This window comes from Cryobacterium arcticum (assembly GCF_003185895.1).
Lineage (GTDB): Bacteria > Actinomycetota > Actinomycetes > Actinomycetales > Microbacteriaceae > Cryobacterium > Cryobacterium arcticum.
This window is the reverse complement of record NZ_QHLY01000007.1, coordinates 231263-252415: the sequence shown is the minus strand read 5'-3', so window position 1 is coordinate 252415 and position 21153 is coordinate 231263. Positions and strand designations below refer to the sequence as shown.

General features: G+C 69.0%; 21 protein-coding genes. 8 read left to right on the top strand and 13 right to left on the bottom strand.

All coding sequences use genetic code 11. From position 1 onward, the window contains the following. Nucleotides 1-31: 31 nt before the first annotated feature. Both CTB96_RS06810 and CTB96_RS06805 read right to left on the bottom strand, forming a co-directional pair. Entirely contained in the window at nucleotides 32-1714 is a 1683-nt protein-coding gene (locus CTB96_RS06810; protein ID WP_146215762.1) for a sensor histidine kinase, read from the bottom strand. A 138-nt stretch (nucleotides 1715-1852) separates the two neighbouring features. Then, nucleotides 1853-2725 carry a PHP domain-containing protein gene (locus CTB96_RS06805; protein ID WP_110126150.1) on the bottom strand — a complete coding sequence of 291 codons (873 nt, stop codon included), beginning with the start codon at nucleotides 2723-2725 and terminating at the stop codon, nucleotides 1853-1855. Between the two features lie 55 nt (nucleotides 2726-2780). On the opposite strand from CTB96_RS06805, the gene CTB96_RS06800 reads away from it, so the two are divergent. Further along, nucleotides 2781-3836 carry an endonuclease/exonuclease/phosphatase family protein gene (locus CTB96_RS06800; protein WP_110126149.1) on the top strand — a complete coding sequence of 352 codons (1056 nt, stop codon included), beginning with the start codon at nucleotides 2781-2783 and terminating at the stop codon, nucleotides 3834-3836. Between the two features lie 53 nt (nucleotides 3837-3889). Beyond that, nucleotides 3890-5437: an aminopeptidase P family protein gene (locus CTB96_RS06795; RefSeq protein WP_110126148.1), complete on the top strand. Its 1548-nt coding sequence runs from the start codon at nucleotides 3890-3892 to the stop codon at nucleotides 5435-5437. A 145-nt stretch (nucleotides 5438-5582) separates the two neighbouring features. Here the strand turns inward: CTB96_RS06795 and CTB96_RS20905 are convergent, their stop codons facing one another. Continuing rightward, the gene (locus tag CTB96_RS20905; RefSeq protein ID WP_110126147.1) at nucleotides 5583-6233 is read right to left on the bottom strand and encodes a YflT domain-containing protein; all 651 of its coding nucleotides are present in this window, start codon (nucleotides 6231-6233) and stop codon (nucleotides 5583-5585) included. 181 nt (nucleotides 6234-6414) lie between these two features. Between CTB96_RS20905 and CTB96_RS06785 the strand changes: the two genes are divergently transcribed. From CTB96_RS06785 to CTB96_RS06770, 4 genes are all read left to right on the top strand, one after another. Further along, nucleotides 6415-7746, top strand: a complete 1332-nt coding sequence (locus CTB96_RS06785) for a magnesium transporter MgtE N-terminal domain-containing protein (RefSeq protein WP_110126146.1) — start codon at nucleotides 6415-6417, stop codon at nucleotides 7744-7746. Continuing rightward, nucleotides 7733-8359 carry a DUF1003 domain-containing protein gene (locus tag CTB96_RS06780; protein ID WP_110126145.1) on the top strand — a complete coding sequence of 209 codons (627 nt, stop codon included), beginning with the start codon at nucleotides 7733-7735 and terminating at the stop codon, nucleotides 8357-8359. Before CTB96_RS06785 ends, CTB96_RS06780 begins: the two co-directional genes overlap by 14 nt. Beyond that, a complete protein-coding gene (locus tag CTB96_RS06775) occupies nucleotides 8352-9506 on the top strand; it encodes a P-loop NTPase (RefSeq protein WP_248283255.1) in 1155 nt (384 codons plus the stop codon). The genes CTB96_RS06780 and CTB96_RS06775 overlap by 8 nt, the downstream gene beginning before the upstream one ends. 79 nt (nucleotides 9507-9585) lie before the next feature. Next, nucleotides 9586-11136 carry a succinic semialdehyde dehydrogenase gene (locus CTB96_RS06770; RefSeq protein ID WP_110126144.1) on the top strand — a complete coding sequence of 517 codons (1551 nt, stop codon included), beginning with the start codon at nucleotides 9586-9588 and terminating at the stop codon, nucleotides 11134-11136. A 98-nt stretch (nucleotides 11137-11234) separates the two neighbouring features. Here CTB96_RS06770 and CTB96_RS06765 read toward each other — a convergent pair whose 3' ends face one another. Continuing rightward, on the bottom strand, nucleotides 11235-11618 hold the full coding sequence (locus CTB96_RS06765) for a sec-independent translocase (RefSeq protein WP_110126143.1): 384 nt from the start codon (nucleotides 11616-11618) through the stop codon (nucleotides 11235-11237). An 88-nt stretch (nucleotides 11619-11706) separates the two neighbouring features. On the opposite strand from CTB96_RS06765, the gene CTB96_RS06760 reads away from it, so the two are divergent. Then, the gene (locus CTB96_RS06760) at nucleotides 11707-12339 is read left to right on the top strand and encodes an O-methyltransferase (protein ID WP_110126142.1); all 633 of its coding nucleotides are present in this window, start codon (nucleotides 11707-11709) and stop codon (nucleotides 12337-12339) included. Between the two features lie 105 nt (nucleotides 12340-12444). Here CTB96_RS06760 and CTB96_RS06755 read toward each other — a convergent pair whose 3' ends face one another. From CTB96_RS06755 to dapE, 3 genes are all read right to left on the bottom strand, one after another. After that, the gene (locus CTB96_RS06755; RefSeq protein ID WP_084021373.1) at nucleotides 12445-12621 is read right to left on the bottom strand and encodes a DUF3117 domain-containing protein; all 177 of its coding nucleotides are present in this window, start codon (nucleotides 12619-12621) and stop codon (nucleotides 12445-12447) included. Nucleotides 12622-12682: 61 nt separating this feature from the next. Then, nucleotides 12683-13918: a polysaccharide deacetylase family protein gene (locus CTB96_RS06750; protein ID WP_248283254.1), complete on the bottom strand. Its 1236-nt coding sequence runs from the start codon at nucleotides 13916-13918 to the stop codon at nucleotides 12683-12685. A 2-nt stretch (nucleotides 13919-13920) separates the two neighbouring features. Then, complete coding sequence (dapE, locus tag CTB96_RS06745; RefSeq protein WP_219993232.1) at nucleotides 13921-14982, bottom strand: succinyl-diaminopimelate desuccinylase; 1062 nt, start codon at nucleotides 14980-14982, stop codon at nucleotides 13921-13923. 77 nt (nucleotides 14983-15059) lie between these two features. Here dapE and dapD point away from each other — a divergent pair, with 77 nt between their 5' ends. Further along, the gene (gene dapD / locus CTB96_RS06740; protein ID WP_110126141.1) at nucleotides 15060-16058 is read left to right on the top strand and encodes a 2,3,4,5-tetrahydropyridine-2,6-dicarboxylate N-succinyltransferase; all 999 of its coding nucleotides are present in this window, start codon (nucleotides 15060-15062) and stop codon (nucleotides 16056-16058) included. 52 nt (nucleotides 16059-16110) lie between these two features. On the opposite strand, the gene CTB96_RS06735 is transcribed toward dapD, so the two are convergent. The 6 genes from CTB96_RS06735 to CTB96_RS06710 all read right to left on the bottom strand — a co-directional run bounded on the left by CTB96_RS06735 (nucleotide 16111) and on the right by CTB96_RS06710 (nucleotide 21119). Beyond that, nucleotides 16111-16521, bottom strand: a complete 411-nt coding sequence (locus CTB96_RS06735) for a VOC family protein (protein WP_110126140.1) — start codon at nucleotides 16519-16521, stop codon at nucleotides 16111-16113. Nucleotides 16522-16640: 119 nt separating this feature from the next. Continuing rightward, on the bottom strand, nucleotides 16641-17936 hold the full coding sequence (locus CTB96_RS06730) for a citrate synthase (RefSeq protein ID WP_110126312.1): 1296 nt from the start codon (nucleotides 17934-17936) through the stop codon (nucleotides 16641-16643). 302 nt (nucleotides 17937-18238) lie between these two features. Continuing rightward, nucleotides 18239-18604, bottom strand: a complete 366-nt coding sequence (locus CTB96_RS06725) for a hypothetical protein (protein WP_110126139.1) — start codon at nucleotides 18602-18604, stop codon at nucleotides 18239-18241. A 56-nt stretch (nucleotides 18605-18660) separates the two neighbouring features. After that, the gene (gene dapC / locus CTB96_RS06720; RefSeq protein WP_282433118.1) at nucleotides 18661-19773 is read right to left on the bottom strand and encodes a succinyldiaminopimelate transaminase; all 1113 of its coding nucleotides are present in this window, start codon (nucleotides 19771-19773) and stop codon (nucleotides 18661-18663) included. 2 nt (nucleotides 19774-19775) lie between these two features. After that, complete coding sequence (gene fdxA / locus CTB96_RS06715) at nucleotides 19776-20099, bottom strand: ferredoxin (protein ID WP_066594116.1); 324 nt, start codon at nucleotides 20097-20099, stop codon at nucleotides 19776-19778. A 36-nt stretch (nucleotides 20100-20135) separates the two neighbouring features. Further along, on the bottom strand, nucleotides 20136-21119 hold the full coding sequence (locus tag CTB96_RS06710; protein ID WP_110126138.1) for a PIG-L deacetylase family protein: 984 nt from the start codon (nucleotides 21117-21119) through the stop codon (nucleotides 20136-20138). Between the last annotated feature and the right edge of the window lie 34 nt (nucleotides 21120-21153).

Here is a 21153-nt window from a genome sequence, read left to right as displayed (position 1 = left end):
GATCCTGAAGCCTCAGGTATACAGCATGCTGTCAATCCAAGGGTGTCACTCGAATCGGGGCGGCGAGCAGGGGCAGCCGAATCTCAACGGTAGTGCCCTCACCGAGGGCGCTGACGGCCGAGATTGCGCCGTGGTGCGCATCGACGATGATCTTGGCCGTGGTCAGGCCCAGACCGGCTCCGGCGATCACATCGATTCTCGACGAGGGAGCGCGGTAAAAGCGTTCGAACATCCGCTGCCGGTCGTCGGCGGTCATGCCCATTCCGGTGTCCGAGATCCGCACGATCACGTGGGTCTCGTCAGAGAGCACCGCCAGTTGGATCTGCCCGTCTGGTCGGTTGAACTTGAGGGCGTTGGAGAAGACCTTATCGAAGGCGTCGCCGATCCGGTCCGCCTCCACCTCGGCGACGATGGACGCCGCATCCGTCGTGAGGAGCCGGACACCGACCGACTCGGCACGCTGCCGAATCGAGTTGAGGCAGCTGACAGCGAGCCCGGTCACATCGACGGGCCGGCGATCCGACGGCGCCTCGCCTTTGGAGGTGAGCAGCAGATCGTTGATCAGTTTGAGGAGCCGGTCGGTATTGCGCTGGATGACCTCGAACTCCCGGGCGATCCCGGTCTCCTCAAGGTCGAGTGCGTCCTCGATGATTTCGAGGTAGCCGATCATCGAGGTCAACGGGGTCCGCAACTCGTGGCTGACGGTCTCCAGGAACTCGTCGCGGGTGCGCGCGAGCGGAGTGACGTCATGGGAAGCGACAACAGTGCCGATCAGTTCGCCGGAGGCACGGCGAACGTACTGGGAGGTCGACATGATGGCCCGCTGCGCATCGCCGGTGCCCACCCAATACGCGCGCCGGGTAACCAGTTGCCCGCGCGCGGCGCGCGCGAGCACCTGGTCGAAGAGCGGAATGGGCGTGATCCTGTCGTCAGCGAATTCCAGCGGATCGAGCTCCTCTGATCGGGCCAGCACGGCGAGGGTGCGCGCGGTGTCGTTGGTCAGCAGGATGTGCCCGTCTGGTGCGTACAGGGTGATGGCCGCATCCACGGTATCCACCACCGCCAGAGTGGTGGATGCCGCGTCAATGCCCTGTTCGATCGACACCCGCAACGCCTCGGCGCCCAGCACCCCGTCGGCGACGGACACTCTGAGGGCCTCGGCGCCGAGGAGCCCGGCCGCGACCGACAACCGCAGCTTCTCGTCGGTGACGACGCCACTGGCCACGGCGGCCCGCAGGTTGTCGTCGCCCACCAGCCCGCTCGCCACGGCGACGCGCAGGTTCTCATCGCTCTCCAGGCCCTTCGCCAGGGCGTCGCTGAGATTCGCATCGCTCACCCTGCCGCGCTCCACCAGATCGCGCAGGCGACGGGCACCGAACTTGCGGCGCTCGGTGGAGACGCGCAGCGCTTCGTCGCCGGCCGCCCCGCGCCGTACCGAAGCGCGCAGGGTGGCGGAGGCGGCGAGCAGCTTGCCCCGCTGAGCCCGACCACGGGCAGACCCCAGAACGAAGACGAGCACCGTGAGGAGCAGAGCGCCGACCGGCGCGAGGGTCAAGATCCATTCCGCCGCGCTGGCCGGCCATCGTCGTTCGCCGAGAAGCCCAGCGGCGACGACGACGATGACGAGGGCCAGCAACACCAATTGGGTGCCGAACAGAGCGCGGTTCAGAAGCCGGCTTTCCGGTTCGACAGTGTCGGCGCCGAGCAGAGACATGGGAGCTCCTTCATCCAGCATGTCAGAGCGGGGTCCGGGCTCTCATCCAGTATTTTTCCGAGCATAGCGTTCGCACCGGTCCCGGCACATCAGCATCCATCAGGCCGTCGGCCAGGCCACGACCGGCCAGCCCAGGGATCAGGCGGCGTACACCGGCTCCGACCCGCGGCCCTCGGCGATGAGCCGCTCGAGCACCTCGGGCGTTGTGGTGTTCTCGCCGAGCCGGTTGGGCTTGCCCTCGCCGTGATAGTCGCTGGACCCGGTAATCATCAGGCCATACTTCTCGGCCAGGGTGGTGAGCCGTGCGGTGGCCTCCGGCTTGTTCTCGCGGTGCCTCAGCTCGAGGCCGAACAGTCCGGCCTCCACGAGCGCCGCCAGCCTGCTCTCCGCCATCACATCGGCGACGCCGCGCGTGGCCGGATGCGCGATCACGGGCACTCCCCCAGCCGCACGCACCAGCCGCACCGCGCGCAGCGGATCGGGGGCGTAGTGCGGCTGGTAGTAGCCGGCCTCCCAGTGCAGGATGCCGGCGAAGGCCTCGCTGCGGGTAAGCGCCAGACCGTTCGCCACCAGGGCGTCGGCAATGTGCGGCCGGCCCACGGTTCCGCCGGTCGTGGTCTGGGCGAGCACGTCATCCCAGGTCAGGGCGTAGTCGGCGCCGATGCGCGCCACCATCTGCTCGGCCCGGGTCAGCCGGGCCTTCCGCACGTGCGCGGTCTCGGCCACGATGCCGGCATCTGACGGGTCGAAGAGGTAGGCGAGCAGGTGGATGCTGGCGTAGCTGACCTTGGTGCTGAACTCCATGCCGGGGATCAGGGTGATGCCGGCGGTCCGCGCGGCGACCGACGCCTCGGCCCAACCGGCCGTGGAATCGTGGTCGGTGAGCGCGACCGTGCCGAGTCCGGCGGCCGCAGCGGCGCGAACCAGCTGGGAGGGGGTCTCGGTGCCGTCGGAGACGCTGGAGTGGGTGTGCAGGTCGATCGGACCTGTGAAACGCCGTTCGACTGCCATATGCCCATGCTAGTTGGAGCAGGATGGCAGGAAGTTCCCCTACAGTGACTGGTCTATGGTCTCCGCTCTTGCCCGCATCATCGTCGTTCTGGTCACCATCGCGGTTCTCGCCGTGCTGGCCTGGCCGCAATTCTTCGGCCTGCAGAACGCCTGGGTGGTCGCCCACGCGGTGTCCCTGCGCGGCTTGGCCGTGATCGTGGCGGTGGCACTGGTCGCCCTTCTCGCCGTGCTGCTGCTACTCGTGCGCCCGTTGCGCGGCACCACCGCTTTGTTGATGGTGCTCCTGGTGCTCTTCGGCGCCGTCAATACGGGCATCCTGCTGCACCGCGGCATCGGAGCAGGCTCCGTCTCGGCGGCCGAAACGGATGCCGAAGCGGACGCCTCGATCACGGTCCTGAGCTGGAACACCCTCGGCGACGAACCCGGGGCCGAGAACATCGCCGCCCTCGCCATCGCCGAGGGCGCCGACGTGATCACCCTGCCGGAGACCACCGAGGAGACCGGCGTGCTCATCGCGGAGGCGATGCGCGCCGCGGGCCGGCCGATGTGGGTGCACACCCTGGCCTTCGACCTCATCTCCAAGGCGCGGTCGACGACCCTGCTGATCAGCCCAGACCTCGGCGACTACACCGTGACCTCGGCGGAAGGCTCCGGCCCGCCCGGCAACACCAACGTGTTGCCTACCGTGGTGGCGGCCCCGGCCGACGGCGACGGCCCCACCATCATCGCGGTGCACGCCGTCGCACCGATCCAGTGGGAGATGTCGAACTGGCGCTCCGACCTCGACTGGCTGGCTGAGGAGTGCTCCTCCGCCGCCGACAGCAACGTGATCATGGCCGGCGACTTCAACGCCACCCTCGACCATTTCGCCGGTCACGCCGACACCGGCAGCGATCAGCTCGGCGGCTGCCGGGATGCCGCCCTCTCGGCCGGATCCGCGGCCGTCGGCACCTGGCCGACCTGGGCACCCAGGCTGCTGGGCAGCCCGATCGACCACGTGCTCGCCACCCCGAACTGGCGGGTGGACGAGATGCGAGTGATCGGCACCGAAGACGGCGCCGGCAGCGATCACCGGCCGATCGTCGCCACGCTCTCCCCCGCACCGGCCTGACCGGCACAGCTCGCGGCCAGCCAGGCCGAAGGATCAGGTGGACAATGGGAGGTATGGCTGACTCCACCGACACCGCCCCCGCACCCGCCCCCGCTGCCCGCACCAACGAGAACCGGTCGACCACGCCCGGCTCGCAGGGGTTCAAGGAGTACATCTCCAGCGGCTGGGCCGCGCGCAGCGAAGAGCTGCCGCCCGCTCGTGAGCAGGCCCCGTTCGCGGCCGCCCGGCGTGACCGCATCTCCCGGCTCTACCCCGGCCACCGCCTGATCGTTCCGGCCGGTCGCCTCAAGCAGCGCGCCAACGACACCGACTACGCCTTCCGCGCGCACTCCGCCTTCGCGCACCTCACCGGGTGGGGCAGCGACTCAGAGCCCGGCGCCGTGCTCGTCTTCGAGCCCACCACCACCGGCCACGACGTCACCGTCTACTTCCGGGAACGTGCCGGCCGCGACTCCGACGAGTTCTACGCCAACTCCGAGATCGGCGAATTCTGGATCGGCCCGCGGCCCTCCATCGCCCAGGTGGCCAGCGACCTGGCTCTGCCGGTGCGCGGCATCGACGACTTCGCCGCAGTGCTCCGCCGCGTCGACAGCGAAACGCTCCTGGTGCGCGAGGCCGACCCGTTCCTCACCGGCCAGGTGGACGACGCGCGCCTGCGCAACGCCGCCGAGAAGATGCTCACCGCCAACGGCACCGACGCCCCGTTCAGTGTCGAGATCAACGGCGACCACGACGCGGATGCCACCTTCGTGCGCGACCTGTCCGAACTGCGGCTGGTGAAAGACGCCTACGAGATCGGCCAGATGCGCCTGGCCGTTGCCGCCACCGCGCGTGGCTTCGAAGACGTCATCCGCGACCTGCCCCGCTCCAGCACGCACGAACGCGGCGAGCGTCTGGTCGAGGGCGTGTTCAACACCCGCGCCCGCGCCGACGGCAACACCGTCGGCTACGACACCATCGCGGCCTCCGGCCCGCACGCCTGCATCCTGCACTGGACCCGCAACGACGGCCCGGTGCTGCCCGGCGACGTCATGCTGCTGGATGCCGGCATCGAGGTGGACAGCTACTACACGGCCGACATCACCCGTACCCTGCCCATTACCGGCACCTTCAGCGAGGTGCAGCGCCGCGTCTATGACGCTGTGCGCGAGGCCGCGGATGCCGCATTCCTGGTCGCCCGACCCGGCGCCATCTTCCGTGACGTGCATGCGGCGGCGATGACCGTGATCGCCCGGCACACCGCGGCGTGGGGCATGCTGCCCGTCACCGCGGAGGAGGCGCTCAAGCCTGAGAACGGCCAGCACCGCCGCTACATGGTGCACGGCACCAGCCACCACCTCGGCCTCGACGTGCACGACTGCGCCCAGGCGCGCCGCGACATGTACATGGACGGCGTGATCGAGCCGGGCATGGTCTTCACGATCGAACCCGGCCTGTATTTCCAGCCCGACGACCTCACCGTTCCGGCCGAGTACCGGGGCATCGGTGTGCGGATCGAAGACGACATCCTGATCACCGAGACCGGCGCGGAGAACCTCTCCGCCGGCATCCCCCGCGAGTCCGCGGCGGTCGAGGCCTGGATGGCCGAACTCCGCGGCTGACCCTCGGCGGGCGCGGGGCCACCCGCGGGCCACGCGCGGCGGATCCCCGGCCACCAACTGTTCCCCGAACGGTCATCTGCGCCCGGCACACCGGGCGCAGAAGTCCGCAGCGGAAACAGTTGTGCGCGTGCGAGACCGCTCGGCGCTAGCGGGCCGGGTCGGTGGGCGGGCCGTCGAGCGGCGGGGAGGTCACCGGCGGGGCGTCGACGGGCGGCGCGGTCGGCGGCGAGTCCACCGGCGGGGCCACGGGCTCCGGGAACGCGCGCGGCGGGTCGGACGGGTGCGGGGCCGACGCCGCGGCGGGCTCTCCGTGGCCGGCCAGCAGGTTGCGGGCCTTGTGCAGCAGCTCCACCGTCACGATCACCTGGTAGTTGCTCGCGATCACCTGCATGGTGGAGGTGAAGTCCTTGCGCCGGCGGTTGACCGCGTAGCTGACCAGACCGAACAGCATGCCGAAACCGGCGCCCATCAGTACCGCGGCGAACACGAACGGCAGGCCGGCCGCGTCGGGCGAGAAGATGAAGAAAAGCAGGCCGAAGAACACACCGAGCCAGGCGCCGGATGCCGCGCCGGCGAGGGCGACGCGACCCCAGGTGAGCTTGCCGGTGACCCGCTCGACGGTCTTGAGGTCGTTGCCCAGGATCGACAGTTCCTTCACCGGGAAGTCAGCCTTGGCCAGGGTGTCCACGGCCAGCTGGGCCTCGTTGTAGGTCTCGTAGGTGGCCACCACCTCTCCCTTGGGCAGAACGGGGAAGAGTGTGGGGGTGCGACGACCGAATGGGCTCTGAGTGCTCATACCCCCATTCTTCCACGCCCGCCGTGGATCACCGCCGGGAAATCTGAGCATCGGTTGGGAGAAAATGCTGCTCACCAGCACGCCAGCGCCGCGCGCCTACGTAGCCGGCGAGGCACCATCGACGCCGGGCAGGGGGCCGAGCACCGGCCGCCGTTCGGCCCGCACAAGCTAAGTTATAGGTGTGGCAAACACCAGAGTCTTCGTCGCCCGGCTGGCCGGGTGCAACGTCTTCGACCCCGCGGGCGACCGCGTGGGCAAGGTACGCGATGTGCTCGTGGTCTACCGAAAAGACGACCCGCCCCGCGTGGTCGGCCTGATCGTCGAAATTCCCGGCAAGCGCCGCGTATTCGTGTCGATCGGCCGGGTCACCAGCATCGGCAGCGGCCAGATCATCACCACCGGGCTGATCAACGTGCGCCGCTTCGAACAGCGCGGTGGCGAGGTCCGGGTGATCGCCGAGATGCTCGGCCGCCGGGTCGCGTTCAACGACGGCTCCGGCGAAGCCACCATCGAAGACGTCGCGATCGAGGAATCGGCCCAGGGCGACTGGGCGATCAGCCAGCTCTTCGTTCGCCGCCCCAAGACCAGCTCGTCGCTGTTCACCAAGGGCGCCACGGCGTTCGCCGCCTGGGACGAGGTCTATGAGAAGGTCACGGCGGGCGAGGCCCAGTCCGCCGAACAGCTCATCGCCACCTACTCAGACATGAAGCCCGCCGACCTGGCGAATACCCTGCTCGACCTGCCGCGCCAGCGCATGTTCGAGGTGGCGGAAGAACTGCCAGACGGCCGCCTGGCCGACGTGCTCGAGGAGATGCCCGAAAGCGAGCAGGTGGGCATCCTCACCCGGCTCGGTGATGCGCGCGCCGCCGAAGTGCTCGACCACATGCAACCCGACGACGCGGCCGACCTGATCGCCCAACTGCCCGAGGAACGCGGCGAACAGCTTCTCGATCTGATGGAGCCAGAGGAAGCCGACGACGTGCGGTTCCTGCTCTCCTACGCCCCCGATACCGCCGGTGGCCTGATGACCACCGAACCGATCATCGTCTCCGCCGACGCCACCGTGGCGGAGGGCCTCGCGCTCATCCGCCGGCACGACCTGGCGCCGGCACTCGGCGCGGCGATCTGCGTCACCCTGCCGCCGTACGAACCGCCCACCGGCCGGTTCCTGGGCATGGTGCATTTTCAGCGGATGCTGCGCTACCCGCCGCACGAACGCCTCGGCACCCTGCTCGACCTGGGCCTGGAGCCCGTGACCGCCGACACCTCGGCGGCGGAGGTCACCCGTATCCTCGCCAGTTACGACCTCGTCTCAGTGCCGGTCGTCGACGAGAACCACCGACTCGTCGGGGTGGTGACGATTGATGACGTGCTCGACTACCTGCTGCCCGACGACTGGCGAAGTCACGACGGCAATGACGAGGTGCGTAAACGTGCCACGGCCAGGACCCAACTGATGACAGGAAGCATCCCACTACCCGGTGGACGGAGGCACGACAATGGCACGAGCTAACAAGTCGGAGCTCCGCCTCGACACGCCCAAGGGGCTGCGCACCACCAACCTCGTCGGCCGCAAGCGCGGCGGACGCAGCAGCGACCGGTTCGGCCGCCTCACCGAGGCCGTGGCCCGCGGCATGGGCACGCCGTGGTTCCTGCTGGGCCTGAGCCTGTTCACGATCTTCTGGATCGCCTGGAACACGCTCTCGCCGGTGAGCCTTCGGTTCGACTCGATCGAACTCGGCTTCATCGCGCTCACCCTGGTGCTCTCGCTGCAGGCGTCGTACGCGGCCCCGCTGATCCTGCTCGCGCAGAACCGGCAGGACGACCGCGACCGAGTGCAGTTCGAGCAGGACCGGCAGCGCGCCGAACGCAACCTGGCCGATACCGAGTACCTCGCCCGCGAGGTCGTGGCGCTGCGCCTGGGCATGAAGGACCTCGCCTCGAAGGACTTCCTGCGGGCCGAGCTGCGCGCTCTGCTCGACAACCTCGACCAGCGTGACGAGCAGGAACGCCGCGAACGTGAGGCCGCCCGCGACCGGGAAAGCCGGGAGCTGGAAAGCCGCGAACGTGAGGGCAGCCCGCGCGACAGCCGGGCCGGCTCGCAGGAGGCGCGCCCGGTTGACTGAGAATCGAGTCCGGGCCGCCCTCGCCCGTGTCATCGACCCGGAGATCCGCAGGCCCATCACCGACCTCGACATGGTCTCGGGGGTGACCGTCGACCCCGACGGCGGTGTCACGGTCGGCCTGCTCCTCACCATCGCCGGTTGCCCGGCGGCCACCCGCATCGAAACGGATGTGCGCGAAGCCGCCGAATCCGTCGTGGGCGCAGGTCTGGCGCGGGTGTCGGTCTCGGTGATGACCCCCGAGCAGCGTCGCGCCATGACCGAGAAGCTCCGCGGCGGCACGGGCGCCCGCAGCCTGCAGTTCGGGCCGGAGACGCTCACCCGCATCTACGCGATCACCAGCGGCAAGGGCGGCGTCGGCAAGTCCACCGTCACCGCGAACCTCGCCGTGGCCCTGGCGGCCAAGGGCCTGCGCGTCGGCATCGTCGACGCCGACGTGTACGGCTTCTCCATCCCCGGACTGCTCGGTCTCTCCACCCCGCCGGCCACGCCGGGCGGCCAGCCGGGCATGGTCAAGCCCACCCAGGTGGGCGACATGATCCTGCCGCCGATCGGGTTCGACGTGAAGGTCATCTCGATCGGTATGTTCGTCGACGACACCTCGGTGGCCGTCGCCTGGCGTGGCCCGATGCTGCACCGCACCATCACCCAGTTCCTCACCGAGGTATTCTTCGGCGACCTCGACATCCTGCTGCTCGACCTGCCGCCGGGCACCGGCGACATCGCCATCTCGGTGGGCCAGCTGCTGCCGCACTCCGAGGTCATCGTGGTCACCACTCCGCAGCCGGCAGCCTCCGACATCTCCGAGCGCAGCGGCGCCGTCGCCCGGCACACCGGCCAGAAGATCTACGGCGTGATCGAGAACATGTCGGGGCTGATGCAGCCCGACGGAACCCTGCTGGAGATCTTCGGCGCTGGCGGAGGCGCCGAGGTCGCCGCCAGGCTCACCGCCGGCCAGGACACCCCGGTGCCGCTGCTCGGCCAGGTGCCGCTCTCCGTCGCGCTCCGCAGCGGCGGCGACACCGGCCTGCCGGTGGTGCTCGGCGACCCGGCAGACCCCGCCGCCGTCGCCATCCAGGCCATCGCCGACACCCTGGCCACCCGCGGGCGGGGCTTGGCCGGCCTCAGCCTGGGCATCTCGCCGCGCTGACCCGCCCACCGCAGGGGCGAGCGAACCCGGCCGCCGCCGTTCGGCGGTCTCGGTGGCAGTCGTGTCTAAACTGACGTCCATGACTTCCTCCACGCTGGAACTCCCGTTCATCGCCGAACTGGCCCGCGACATCTGCTCCACCTCCGGCGACACCGCCACGGTCATCGCCCCGTTCACCGGTCAACCGCTGCACGCGCTGCCGCTCAGCAGCGCGCATGATGTGGCGGATGCGTATGCGCGCGCCCGGCTCGCTCAGATCGGCTGGGCACGGGCCGGGTTCGCGCACCGCCGGGCGGTGCTGCTCAAAGCGCACGATCTGCTGTTCGCCCGGCAGGAGAGCCTGCTCGACACTCTGCAGACCGAGACCGGCAAGACCCGCGGGCAGGCGTTCGAGGAAGTGTTCCAGTCCGCGACGGTAACCCGGTACAACGCCCTCGCCGCCCGCCGGGTGCTCGGCGGCGAGCGGCGCCGTTCCGGACTGCCGGTGCTGGTCACCACCCGGGTGCGGTACCGGCCCAAGGGTGTCGCCGGGGTCATCACCCCGTGGAACTTCCCACTCAGCCTGGCCGCGATGGATGTCGTGCCCGCGCTGGCCGCCGGTTGCGGCGTGGTGCAGAAGGCCGACAACCAGGGCGCGCTGAGCATCCTGGCGCTGCGGCGTGCCTTCATCGACGCCGGGGTGCCCGCCGACCTGTGGGCCGTCGTCACCGGTGACGGCGCCGAGATCGGCGGCGCGGTCACCGCTGGCGCCGACTACGTCTGCTTCACCGGCTCCACCGCCACGGGCCTCCGGGTGGGCGAGCAGGCGGCGACCACCCTCACCGGGGCGTCGCTTGAACTCGGCGGCAAGAACCCGATGATTGTGCTCGACGATGTCGACCCGCACCGTGCGGCCGCCCAAGCCGCCTACGCCTGCTTCTCGTCCCTCGGCCAGCTCTGCGTGTCGATCGAGCGCATCTACGTGCAACGGGGCGTCGCCGAGCAGTTCCTGCAGGAGTTCGTCACGGTCACCCGCGCGTTGATGCTCGGTTCCAGCCTCGATTACCGGGCGGATGTGGGCTCCCTCACCTCCGAGGCTCAGCTCGACCGGGTCACCGAACACGTCGCCGACGCGGTGGGCCACGGCGCCACGGTGCAGGCCGGCGGCCGCGCCCGGCCCGACCTCGGCCCGTACTTCTTCGAACCCACCATCCTCACCGGCGTCACCCCGGCAATGCTCTGTTACGCCGGAGAGACCTTCGGACCGGTGGTGTCGGTGTCGGTGGTCGACTCCGAGCAGGAGGCGATCCTGGCCGCCAACGACAGCGACTACGGGCTGAATGCCGCGGTGCTGAGCGGCTCCGCCCGGCGCGGCCTTCGGGTCGCCGGTTCGCTCGAGGCGGGCAGCGTGAACGTGAACGAGGGCTACCGCGGGTCGTTCTCGGCCGTTGACGCCCCGATGGGCGGCGTGAAGCGTTCGGGTCTCGGCCGGAGGAACGGCCCGGAGGGGCTCCTGCGGTTCGTCAACCCGGTCACGATCTCTCGCTCCACCGGGGTGCTGAAGCTGCCCGTCACCGGCGCCGAGTTCGCTCGCCTGGTGCCCGCGATGGTGCTGCTGGCCAAGACCCTCAAGACGGTGCGCCGCCGCTAACCGCCGCGCAACCCCGAGTTGCCCGAGTACGGACGAGTTGCCCCGGCGGAACCGGGCACCTCGTCCGTAGGAGGGCAACTCGCGCAGCAGCGAGGCGCCTAGGTGGCCTCGGAGTCGAACGGGGCCGGGCCGGTCAGGGCGCCCTCGCGGGCGCGCTTGCGTTGCAGGTAGGCGCTGTCGGGGTTGGGGCCGCTGCGGGAGATCACCGCTGATTGGGGTTTCACCGGCTCGTCGTCCACCAGGGCTTCCCGAATGATGCGCCGCGGGTCATACTGACGCGGGTCGAGCTTCTTCCAGTCGACGTCGTCGAATTCCGGGCCCATCTCGTCGCGCATGCGGTCCTTGGCGCCGTTGGCCATGTCGCGCAACTGCCGCACCAACCGGGCCAGCTGGGCGGCGTAGTGCGGAAGTTTTTCGGGTCCGAGCAAGAAGACGGCGATGATCCCGATCAGCAGCAGCTTCTCGAACGTCAGACCAAACATGCCCTCAGAATATCCCCCCGGCGAGGCATCCCCGCACCACGGGCCCCCCGGCCCTAGTCTTGTTCTAATCATCTACTGGAGTTGCGGAATGTCTGACAAAGATCTGAATTGGAAATTCGCCGACGACTCGGTGGTGGAGAGCGACGCCCTGGCCCGTGCCCGGCAACAGTCCCTCGAACTCGGCATCGACGCGATCGCCCCCTCAGTGGGTGCGCAGTCGGCTGTCATCGCCGCCGCCACCGGCGCCCGCAGCATTCTCGAAGTGGGAACCGGAGCCGGCGTGTCCGGCATCTGGCTGCTCACCGGCGCACCGGGCGCCACCCTCACCTCGATCGACATCGAGGTCGACCACCAGCAGCACGCCAAGGCCAACTTCCACGAGGCCGGCATCCCGACCAACCGGGTGCGCCTCATCACCGGCCGGGCCGCAGAGGTCCTGCCGCGCATGAACGAGAACTCCTACGACATCGTGTTCGTGGATGCCGACCCGCAGTCCGTCATCGAGTACGTCGAGCACGGCCTGCGCCTGGCCCGGCCCGGTGGCACCGTGCTGGTGGCGCATGCCCTCTGGCGTGGCCGCGTGGCCGACCCCGTTCAACGCGACGAGGTGGCCACCGGGTTCCGCACCCTGTTGAACGAGATCGCAACGTCGAACGCCGTGATCAGCGCGCTCTCCCCCGTCGGCGACGGCCTGCTGCAAATCACCAAGGTCCGCGCCTAGTCAGACCCCACGCCCGGCGGCGTGCGCCGGGTGCTCCCGGATACAGCAATCGGCTGTGCGGAGAACCGCACAGCCGATTAGCAAAAACTTGTGTTGCGAATACTCTCAAACAGCCGGGGTGACTACGCCGGCGAGTGCATCGTGAAGCTCCTTGGCTTCAGCGTCGTTCACAGAGACGACGAGTCGACCTCCACCTTCGAGTGGCACCCGTACAATGATCAGGCGCCCCTCCTTTACAGCCTCCATTGGCCCGTCTCCGGTCCGTGGCTTCATGGCCGCCATGAACTCCCCTTCCATTCGTAGTCGTACCCCTATTATCGACCATTCGGCCGTCAGACAGTAATTAGGGTGGCGTCCAATCGGCTCCGTCCACGCCCCAACAGAGCAATAACCAGCCCCATTGGCCGCAGATGAGCAGCAGTGTGACCACAACGCGGTACACGATGCTGCGCGGCCGGGCGAGCGCGCCGAGCAGTGGGAACATCGGCATCAGCAGCCGGAAAACACTCGACTGCGGAAAGAACACCGCCAGCAGGTACAGCGCGTACGAGGCCACCCACAGGCGCAGGTCAACGCCGATGCTTTTCACCGCCGGCGTGAACATCAGCAGGGTGAAGCTCACGATCAACGCCAGAACCGCCAGGATGCCCAACGGCTGGCCCAGCCACCACACCCCGCTCTGGAACCAGGCCGCGAACGGCACCAGCTCCTGGTAGCCGATGTAGGCCGACCGCCAGGCGAGCTCGGTGTCGGTGTATGCCGTGATCGAGCCGGTCACCAGCCAGGCGATCCCCGGCCAGGCCAGCCCCATCACACCGCTGAAGACGGCAACGGATGCCGCGGTCACGGCTTCCCGCACCGGGAACGGGTCGCGAGCCCTGCCGTACCAGCGGAAAGCCACGTGCAGCGCCAGGAACAGGGCGAAGGCGAGGCCGCTGGGCCGGGTGAGCGCCATCACCGCGATCACCGGAACGAGCAGCAGGTAGCGCCGCTGCAGGAGCAGGAGCAGCGCAAGGGTGAGCAGCAACAGGTGCATCGACTCGGCGTAGCCGAACTGCAGCAACGGCGAGAGGGGTGCGACGCAGAACAGCACCACGGCGAAGAGGGCAGTGGAGTGCGGCTGTACCCGGCGCATCAGCCGGTAGAACAGCAGGGCGGTGCCCAGGCTGCAGGCGAGGGACACGAACACCGCCGTGGGCGCCCAGGGGGCGCCGGAGATAACCATCAGCAGCCGCACGACCGCCGGGTAGCCGGGCATGAACGCCCAGGCGTTCTCGCCGATGTGACCGTCGAGGGTGATGGGCAGCACCGCCGGGTAGCCGCTGACGGCGACGATGTTGTACCAGCGGCCATCCCACATGTTGGCGAAGTCGGCGTAGCCGGGTTTCGCCGCCGTCCACGCGTTCTGCCCCTGCACACTGGCCAGCACCAGCACCAGCGCCGTCGTGACCAGACGGGAGAGCACCCAGATGACACCGACCTTGCCCCACCACGGCACCAGCCGGTAGCGCGCTCGCCACCGGGCCGGCACCAGGCGGCCCCGGTTCTCCGGCGCGACACCGGTGCGGGTCGTGGCCACGATCAGCCGATCGGAGCGGTCAGCCAGGCGCGCAGCGCGTCTTCGCACTCGTCGATCTGGGAGAGGGCCACCCGCTCGTCATCGGCGTGTGCCTTGAGCGGGTCACCCGGCCCATAGTTCACGGCGGGGATGCCCAGGGCCGAGAACCGCGCCACATCGGTCCAGCCGTACTTCGGGCGAGGTTCAGCGCCCACGGCCGCCAGGAAGCCCAGGGCCAGCGGCGCGTCCAGGCCGGGGCGCGCGCCCTCGGCGAGGTCGACCACGGTGATGTCGAAGCCCGCGAAGAGTTCCTCGAGGTGGGTCACAGCCTCCGCCGCGGTGCGGCTGGGCGCGAACCGGTAGTTGATGTGCACCATGCACTCGTCGGGGATGACGTTGCCGGCGATCCCGCCGGTGATGCCCACGGCGTTCAGACCCTCCCGGTAGACCAAGCCTTCCACCTCCACCTCGCGGGGCTGGTACGCGGCGAGGATGTCGAGGATCGGGGCGGCCTTGTGGATCGCGTTCTCGCCCACCCAGGCGCGGGCGGAGTGCGCCCGCTTGCCGAAGGTGCGCACTTCGATGCGCACGTTGCCGTTGCAGCCGCCCTCGACCTGGCTGTTGCTCGGCTCGCCGAGAATGGCGAAGTCACCCACGAACAGGTCCGGCCGGTTTTCGGCCAGTCTGCCGAGGCCGTTGAGTGCGGCGTTGACCTCTTCGTGGTCGTACCACATCCAGGTCACGTCGACGCTGGGCTCGCTGAGTTCGGCGGCGAGCTTGAGCTGCACGGCCACACCGGCCTTCATGTCGACAGTGCCACGGCCCCATAGATAGTCGACGCCGTCCAGGGTCTCGAAACGGGTGGGCAGGTTGTCGTTCAGGGGAACGGTGTCGATGTGGCCGGCGATCACGACCCGCTGGGCGCGGCCGAGGTTGGTGCGCGCCACGATGGTGTCGCCGTCCCGGATCACCTCGAGGTGCGCTTGGCCCACCAGAGCGGCTTCGATGGCGTCGGCCAGAGCGGTCTCGTTGCCGGACACCGATTCGGCGTCACAGATGGCCCGGGTCAGGTCGACCGACGACATGGTCAGGTCGAGGCGCAGGGTGGTCTGGTCGGCGGCTGAGGGCGTGGGGATCTGAGGCACTCTACTAATCTAGAGCCATGGTCACCGCACTTCCCCCCGAGCCTCTGTCAGAGTCCGCCGCCGAATCGGCCGCCACGCACGCCTGGGGGTACGGCCTGGCCACCATCGCCGGTGACGGCACTGTGCTCGACACCTGGTACCCGGCGCCGCTGCTCGGCGCGCTGCCCACGGCGCGCGACCGCTGGATCGTGCCCACCGAGCTGGAGGAGAACGCCGGCCCCGACGCCCGACGCAACGTGCGCCTCGAAGCCGTCACCGTGGAGATCGACCTGCAGGCCCCGCCTGCCGGCACCTCGGATGCGTACCTCCGCCTGCACCTGCTCTCGCACCTGCTCGTCAAGCCCAACACCATCAATCTCGACGGCATCTTCGGTCACCTGCCGAACGTGGTATGGACCAACGCCGGCCCGGTGCTGCCCGCCGACTTCGACCGGCTGCGACCGGCCCTGCAGCGCGCCGGTATCCAGGCGAACAGCCTGGACAAGTTCCCGCCGCTGCTCAACTACGTCTCTCCGGAGCGGGTGCGCATCGCCGACGCCTCCCGGGTGCGCCTGGGCGCCTACCTCTCCCCCGGCACCACGGTCATGCACGCCGGCTTCGTGAACTTCAACGCCGGAACACTCGGCGTGTCCATGGTCGAGGGCCGCATCTCCCAGGGTGTCCTGGTCGGCGACGGCTCCGACGTCGGCGGCGGCGCCTCCATCATGGGCACCCTCTCCGGCGGTGGCACCCAGCGCATCACCATTGGCGAACGGGCGCTGCTCGGCGCCAACTCCGGCATCGGCATCTCGATCGGTGACGACTCCGTGGTCGAAGCCGGGCTCTACGTCACGGCCGGCACCAAGGTCGTGCTGCTCGGCGCCGCGCGCACCGCGGACGGTGCTCCGCAGACGGCCAAGGCCAAGGACCTGTCCGGGGTGCCGAACCTGCTCTTCCGCCGCAACTCGATCACCGGCGCGGTCGAGGTTCTCCCCCGCTCCACCGGCATCACGCTGAACGCCGCCCTGCACGCCTGACCCGGATGCCGCCGGCCGGCCGAGCCCCGGCATCCGCCCGGCACGGCTGTGGTCAGGCCTGCGGCGCTTGGGCGACCCGCACGGTGTTGCCGGACGGATCGCGGAACGCGCAGTCCCGCGGCCCCCACGGCTGGTCGGTGGGTTCCTGGAGCACCTCGGCGCCCGTCGCCCGCACGGTCTCGAAGGTCTGGTCGACGTCGTCGGAGCGGAAGACGATCATCGGCAGCATGCCCCGGGCAAGGAGGTCCTGCATAGCGTCGCCGTCGGCCTGGGACCGGCCGGCGTGCGGCACCGAGAGCACCAGTTCGAGCCCGGGTTGGGAGTCAATGCCGAGGGTGACCCAGCGGTAGTTCCCCGCGGGCACGTCGCTCGCGACGGTGAGTCCCAGCGCGTCCCGGTAGAAGGCGATCGCCGCGTCCACGTCGTGCACGGTGACGTGGCAGTACTGGAGTGAGATTGTCATACCGGGAACTGTAGGCCGACTCCGCAGAGTTCGCTTCTTGAATCCTGATCGTCTGCCGCGCACACACAAGAACGGCCCTGTGGTCTCCAGGAGAGACGACAGGGCCGTTCTTGGTGAAACTACGCGCGCGGGTAGTCCCGGGCGATCGCGCCCGTGTACAACTGCTGCGGGCGGCCGATCTTGGTGGTCGGGTCGAGGTTCATCTCGCGCCAGTGCGCGATCCAGCCGGGCAGCCGGCCGATGGCGAACAGCACCGTGAACATGCGCGGCGGGAAGCCCATGGCCTTGTAGATCACGCCGGTGTAGAAGTCCACGTTGGGGTAAAGCTTGCGCTCCTTGAAATAGTCGTCGTTCAGCGCGATGAACTCGAGCTCCTTGGCGATATCGAGCAGGTCGTCCTTCACCCCGAGGGCTTCGAGCACGGCGTCGGCGCTCTCCTTGACCAGCTTGGCGCGCGGGTCGTAATTCTTGTAGACCCGGTGGCCGAAGCCCATCAGGCGCACGCCGGCTTCCTTGTTCTTCACGCGTTCGACGTACTTCTGCACGCCTTCGCCCGAGGCCTTGATATCGCTGAGCATGGTGAGCACGGCCTCGTTGGCGCCGCCGTGCAGCGGGCCGGAGAGCGCGTTGATGCCGCCGGAGACCGAGGCGAACAGGTTGGCCTCGGTGGAGCCGACCAGGCGAACGGCCGAGGTGGATGCGTTCTGCTCGTGGTCCTCGTGCAGCATCAGCAGGCGTTCGAGCGCCTTGCTCACGACGGGGTTCACCAGGTACGGCTCGGCGAGGGTGCCGAAGTTGAGCTTGATGAAGTTGTCGACGAAGCTGAGCGAGTTGTCCGGGTAGAGGAATGCGTGGCCGATGCTCTTCTTGTGCGCGTACGCGGCCATGACCGGCAGCTTCGCCAGCAGCCGGATCATCGACAGTTCGACCTGCTCTGGGTCCTTGGGGTTCAAGGAGTCCTGGTAGTAGGTCGACAGCGCGGAGACGCCGGCGGACAGCACCGACATCGGGTGCGCGTTGTGCGGCAGGGCGTCGAAGAAGCGGCGCAGGTCTTCGTGCAGCAGGGTGTGCCGACGGATGCGGTTGTCGAACGCGCTCAGTTCGCTCTCACTGGGCAGCTCACCGTAGATCAGCAGCCAGGCGGTCTCGAGAAAGCTGGAGTTCTGCGCGATCTGTTCGATCGGGTACCCGCGATAACGCAGGATGCCGTGCTCGCCGTCGATATACGTGATGGCTGACTTCGTTGCCGCCGTGTTCACGAACCCCGAGTCGAACGTGGTGAAACCGGTCTGCTTGGTCAGCGTCGCGATATCGATGCTGGACGGGCCGTCTGTGCTACCCAGGATGGGGAACTGCGCCGATCCCCCCGGGTAGGTGAGAGTGGCCGTTTGCGGGCCCTCGACGGGCCTGTCAATGAACTGCGGCTCATTGGATGGTGTTCGCTGCGCGACGTCGCTCACGGCGCCTCCCTGGATTCAAAGCCTTTCGGCTGATGGTCTATGGCGGTCCGCCGCAGCACGCTCGTGGTGCTTGGCAACGATAACCCGCTTACAGCCTATTCCGCCGAGAGGCATACTGTTGCATCCGCCAAAATCGGCCGGGGTTCGTTGACACTCCACTACAGCCCATTCCATGGTGCGGACGACCTGTCTCTCAGCGTACCGCCGCGCGAGAGGGCGCTAGGGCACATGGTCCCGATTGCCCGGCTTTTGTTGGGCTACTCGCCCGCGACGAACGCGTGCGCCTCCTCCAGGACCTCGCTCCAGGTGCCCACTCCGGCCTCGGCCGGAAACCGTGCCCATTCGCGCATCGTGCGCTTTCCCATCACGACCGGGCTTCCGGTTCGGTGGCTGACGAGGTCGTTCACCCGGTCGGCGGGCAGCTTGGCGACGAGGTCCCCGTTGCGGCCGATGAAGGCGAAGAACCGGCCACGTACCCGCACGCCGTCACCGTTGAACATTCGGCCCGCGGTCACGGGCGGCAGGGCGGGCAACTCGCACACCAGTGCGGTCAGGGCGGCGACCCCGGCCTTGTAGGGGTCGGCCAGATCTCTGTCGGTGTGCGCTGCGGGGAGGTCAGCCATGCCGCCAGCCTAGGCTCGAACGGAAATCCGTCCAGTCCCCGGCCGGCCGAGCGTGGTCAGGCGCCGACGGACGCGCGCAGCCGGGCGGCGGCGGCGGCAATGCGCTCGTCATCGGCGGTCAGCGAGAACCGCACGTGCTCGGGGTAGAAATCGCCGTAGAACGGGCCGGGGCCGGCCAGGATGCCGAGTCCGGCGAGGTGCCGGATCGATTCCCAGGCGTCAACGCCCGCCGTGGCCCAGAGGTACAGGCCTGCCTCGCTGCGGTCGATGGTGAAGCCGGCCGCCACGAGAGCGGGCAGCAGCACCTCACGGCGAGCCCGGTAACGCTCACGCTGCACGGCTACGTGCGCGTCGTCGCCCAGGGCGGCCACCATGGCGGCCTGAAGGGGCGCGGGCAGCATCAGTCCGGCGTGCTTGCGCACGGTGAGCAGGCGGCCGAGCACGTCGGCGCAGCCGGCCGCGAATGCACCGCGGTAGCCGGCCATGTTGGATTGCTTGCTCAGCGAGTAGATGGCCACGATGTTGCGGGTGTCACCGTCGGTCACCCGCGGGTCGAGAATGCTCGGAATCGGCTCGCTCACCCACGGTGCGTCCCAGCCGAGTTCGGCGTAGCACTCGTCATTCACGATCACGGCGCCGAGCTCACGGGCGCGGGCCACGGCGGTGCGGAGGAATTCCACGCTCAGCACCCGGCCGTCGGGGTTGCCCGGGCTGTTCAGCCAGATCAGCTTCGTCGACTGCGGCCAATCGGCGGGGTCGTCGGAGGGGAACGCCTCGGCGCCGGCCATGGCCGCGCCGATCGCGTAGGTGGGGTACGCCGCCAGCGGATGCACGATGGTGTCGCCCTCGCCCAGCCCGATCATGAACGGCAGCAGCGCCACGAGCTCCTTGGAGCCGATGGTGGGCAGCACGTTCTTCTCCGCCAGGCCGGTCACCCCGCGGCGCCGGGCGTACCAGTCGATGATGGCCCGTTGCAGCGCCGGCGTTCCGGTGGTCTGCGGGTAGGCGTGCGCATCCGTCGCGTGCGCGAGGGCGGCCTGCACGACGGGCGGGGTGGCGTCGACCGGAGAGCCAATGGAGAGGTCGACGATGCCGTCAGTGTGGGCCCTGGCCTGCTGCGCAAACGGCAGCATCGCGTCCCACGGGTAGTCGGGAAGTGGCTTCAGCACGTCTAGTGCTGAACCTGCGGAGGGAGCACAGAGATGACCGGGTGGTCCTTGGCGATGACGCCGACCTTGGCTGCGCCGCCCGGAGAACCGATGTCGTCGAAGAACTCCACGTTGGCCTTGTAGTAGTCGGCCCACTGCTCCGGCAGGTCGTCTTCGTAGTAGATGGCCTCAACCGGGCAGACCGGTTCGCAGGCACCACAGTCGACACATTCGTCGGGGTGGATGTAGAGGGAGCGTTCACCCTCGTAAATGCAGTCGACGGGACATTCGTCGACGCAAGCACGATCCTTGACGTCCACGCAGGGCAGAGCGATGACATACGTCACAGTGGCGGAATTCCCTTCACGAACTGGATGACCAGTCTACGCCGTAGGTCGTCTGGCAGGAATTCGGGGCCACGCCAGAACGAGAGCGGCGACCAAGGCCGGCACCGCCGTCCAGACCGTGCCGAGCACCCCGGCCGGCACCAGCACCGACCCACCCGTGCTGCGCAGCGACAGCAGGAAGACGGTGGCCAACAGGCCGATCGCCGCCGCGAGCACCACCAGCCGGTCGTGCACCACCAGGCGCAGGCCCACCAACAGGGTGCCGGTAGCGAGCAGGGAGAGCACCAGGCCGATCGGTACGGTGACCGGGCCGATGACCAGAGTCGTCTGGTGGGCCACAGTGCCGAGCACCCCGAACAGGATGCCCGCAGCCAGCGCCATCAGGCCGGCCAGCAATCGGGTGGCCGCCGTCGGTGGTTCGGGGTCGGGCTGGGCGGCGTGCGGAGCACCGCTGCCGCGCACGAAGGTTTCGGTACCGGTGACGAGAATCTCTCCCCCGTCGACGAGACGCACGACCCGATCGTTTACGCTCCACCGACCCGGGTAGGCCGCCAGGGCCCGCAGTTTCCGGTCGAGCTGGTCGCTCACATCGATGGCAGTGAGGCGCTGCCCGGCCGCGGCCGAGACCCGGCTGCTCAGGAACACCGGGGTGCCGGCGTCTCCGGCAGCATCGACGGCGGCCTGACGGGTGTCCGCGTCGGTGGCGGCAATCACGACGGCCGTGGCGTCGGCCTCGGCGAGGGCGAGACCCAGCGCCTCGCGCCGGTCACCACTGCCGAGGCCGGCCAGCACCCGCCACTGGGCAGGATCACTCTCGCCCAGGGCGGCGCGCGCCGCGGCAACGGTCTCGGGCGACACCGGTGCCGCAGTGCTGCCCTGCGGTGCGTGCGCCGCGAACAGCACGGTGACCTCTGAGCCGTCGGCGAGCAGCCGGGCGATCGAACCACCGACGAGCAGGGATTCATCCCCGGGCGCATCGACGACGAAGACCACGCGCTCACCACTGCCGGACATGACCATGAGACCAAATTCTAACTGGACAGCCTGGGGCGCC